The sequence below is a fragment of the Dietzia sp. B19 genome (genome assembly GCF_014145155.1).
GTDB lineage: Bacteria > Actinomycetota > Actinomycetes > Mycobacteriales > Mycobacteriaceae > Dietzia > Dietzia natronolimnaea.
Genome location: NZ_JAALED010000495.1, coordinates 3,754 through 6,738, shown reverse-complemented (window position 1 = coordinate 6,738; position 2,985 = coordinate 3,754). Strand labels below are relative to the sequence as shown.

Here is a 2,985-nt window from a genome sequence, read left to right as displayed (position 1 = left end):
GCCCCCGGTCCGGACGCGCCCTGGCCGTCGGTGCCCCGCGCCGCGGCACCGCCACCGCCGCCCGAACCGTCGGAGACGCGGAGGGTGATCTGGGATCCGGGGATGCCGGTCCCGCCGTCGAGTCCCACGACCGTCCCGTAGGGGCGTCCGGTGCCGGACACGAACTGGGTGTTGACGACGAATCCGGCTCCGGTGAGCAGGGAGGTGGCCGCCGACTGGCTCATCCCCTCGACATCGGGTGTCCCCGCCCCGCTGGTGCCCGCCTGGAACGCGGGATCCGGCGCGGGCAGCTGGACCGGGCCGTAGATCTGGGCGATCGGGGCGAACGCGGAGAACCAGGTGTTGGCCGGCTCGAGACCGCCGAAGAGGTTGCCGTACGAGCACTGCCGCAGCGGGCTGGTGCACAGCTCGCTGGTGGTGGTGCCGTCGTTGAAGGCGTAGACGGCGGCGGAGTAGTGGTTGGTGAAGCCGAGGAACGCGGAGGAGCGGTTGGCCTCGGTCGTCCCCGTCTTGCCCGACATGGGAAGGCTCCACCCCGCGGCACCCGCGGCGCCCGCGGCGGTGCCGGCCCCCACGTGGTCCTTGGACAGGGCCACCGAGAGCGTGTCCGCCAGCCCCGGCTCGACCACCTGCTCACACCCCGGCTCGCTCAGCTCGACCGGCTTGCCGGTGCGGTCGGTGATCGACTCGACGGGGCTCGGCGGGCACCACATCCCGCCGGAGGCGAGGGTGGCGCCGACGTTGGACAGCTCCAGCGCGTTGACGGCCGTCGGCCCGAGGGTGAACGACCCCAGGTTGTTCTTCTTGATGAACCCGGCGATCGAGTCGCCGTCCGCCGCGGTCCCCTTGCGGTCGTACGACCGCATGCCGAGCCGCACCGCCATGTCCACGGTGGGGGCGACCCCGACGTCCTTGATGAGGTTGATGAAGGTCGTGTTGGGCGACTGCGCGAGCGCGTCCGCGACGGACAGGGAACTCGGGTACGACCCGGCGTTCTCCACGCAGTACTGGGCGGGCGGGCACCCGCGCGCGCCGCCGGAGCCCAGGCCCGAGACCTGGACGCGGCGGGGGACGGCCAGACTGGTGTTGGTGCCCATGCCCTTCTCCATGGCCGCGGCCACCGTGAAGACCTTGAACACCGAACCGCCGCCGTCGCCGACCAGCGAGAACGGCTGCGGCTGGACGGTCTGGCTGTCGCCCAGTTCGAGGCCGTACTGGCGGCTCGAGGCGATCGCCACGACCTTGTGGGACTCCCGGCCGGGGCGCACGACGCTCATGACCTCGGCCACGCCCTGGCCTGTCGGATTGCCGTAGGTGTTGAGCGACCGCTGCACCGAGTCGTGGACGGTCGGGTCGAGGGTGGTGCGGATGGTGTACCCGCCCTCCTGGACCATCTCCCGGCTCAGGCCGTTCTGGTCCAGGTAGTCCAGCACGTAGTCGCAGAAGAACCCGCGGTCACCGGCGGTGATGCAGCCACGGGGAAGCGAGTTGGGGCGCTCCAACACACCGAGGGGTTCGGCCGCGTAGGCCGCGCCCTCGGCCGGCGTGATCGCGCCGGTCTGGACCATGGTGTCGATGACGGTGTCGCGGCGGTTCTTGGTGTCCTCGGGGTTGGTGTACGGGTTGAACATGCTGGTGGACTGGATCATCCCCGCGAGCATGGCGGACTGCGGCACGGAGAGGTCCGAGGCGTCGACGCCGAAGTAGGTCTGGGCCGCGGTCTGGACCCCGAACGACCCGTTGCCGAACGAGATCAGGTTGAGGTACTTGCTGAGGATGTCGTCCTTGCTCATCTCGCTGTCCAGCGTGAGCGCCATCCTGATCTCTTTGATCTTGCGCGCCGGGGTGGTCTCCACGGCCGCGCGGCGTTCCGCGTCGTTCTCCGCGGAGACGAGGAACTGGTAGTTCTTGACCAGCTGCTGGTCGATGGTCGAGGCGCCCTGCTGCACGTCCCCGGACGTGGCGTTGGTGAGCGCCGCGCGGATCGTGCCCCGCCAGTCCACACCGTTGTGGTCGGCGAACCGGCGGTCCTCGATCGCGATGATCGCCAGCTTCATGTTCTGCGAGATCTCCTCGCTCGGGACCACCACCCGCTGCTGGTCGTACAACCAGGCGATGGGCGTCCCCTCGGAGTCGGTGACCGTGGAGATCGACGGGAGATCGCCCTTGATCAGGTCCGCCGAGGTCCCGGACAGCGAGTCCGCCATCTTGTTGGAGGCCAGCCCCGCCGCCCCGGCGATCGGGAACAAGGACCCGGCCGCCACCACCCCGGCCGCGACACAGGCCGCGACCAGCTTTCCCAGCGAACTCATAGCCGACACGGGGCCAGAGTACGTGAACACCCCTGTCCCGCCACCCCGTGAGGCGTCCGCAGCACACGACTCTTTACTTCTGTTGTGTGACTACGGTAACAATATGAGGGAACGCGGGACGTTTCGAACCCGGATGATGTCGTGGTCCGACGGCACTCACGGCCGAGAGGCTCCCGTGGACACCGTGGGCCCGCCGCGCCGGGTGGGTCCAGAAGGCCGGAGGCGTGTACGGCAACCCGTCCGCGACTCCACACAGACAGGGGTACATCGATGACGGCCACCCTTCCCGGGACCTCCCGCACCGACGACGCCGGGGTCCGCCCCGGTTCAAGCAATCCCCTCGGGTCCGAGGAGACGATCATCGGGGAGGGGCGCCAGGAATGGGTCGCCCAGGCCCGGTGTAAGGACATCGACCCGGACGAGCTCTTCGTCCGCGGCGCCGCGCAGCGCAAGGCGGCCTCCATCTGTCGCCACTGCCCGGTCCTCCTGCAGTGCCGGGCCGACGCGTTGGACAACCGCGTCGAGTTCGGGGTCTGGGGCGGGATGACCGAGCGTCAGCGCCGCGCTCTGCTCAAGCAGCATCCCGAGGTACGGTCCTGGGCCGACTTCTTCGCCCAGCAGATCGAGCGGCACACCGTCATCTACTGACGTCACCTGATCGGCCCCGTACCCC

At 69.7% G+C, this 2,985-nt stretch carries 2 protein-coding genes; one reads left to right on the top strand and one right to left on the bottom strand.

Going from position 1 to position 2,985, the window contains the following annotated elements; translation table 11 throughout:
- Positions 1-2,312: transglycosylase domain-containing protein (locus tag G6020_RS13580; RefSeq protein ID WP_182610980.1), on the bottom strand; the 2,312-nt coding region annotated here is incomplete at its 3' end.
- A 270-nt stretch (positions 2,313-2,582) separates the two neighbouring features.
- Between G6020_RS13580 and G6020_RS13575 the strand changes: the two genes are divergently transcribed.
- Positions 2,583-2,960, top strand: a complete 378-nt coding sequence (locus tag G6020_RS13575; RefSeq protein WP_170114850.1) for a WhiB family transcriptional regulator — start codon at positions 2,583-2,585, stop codon at positions 2,958-2,960.
- Positions 2,961-2,985: the final 25 nt, after the last annotated feature.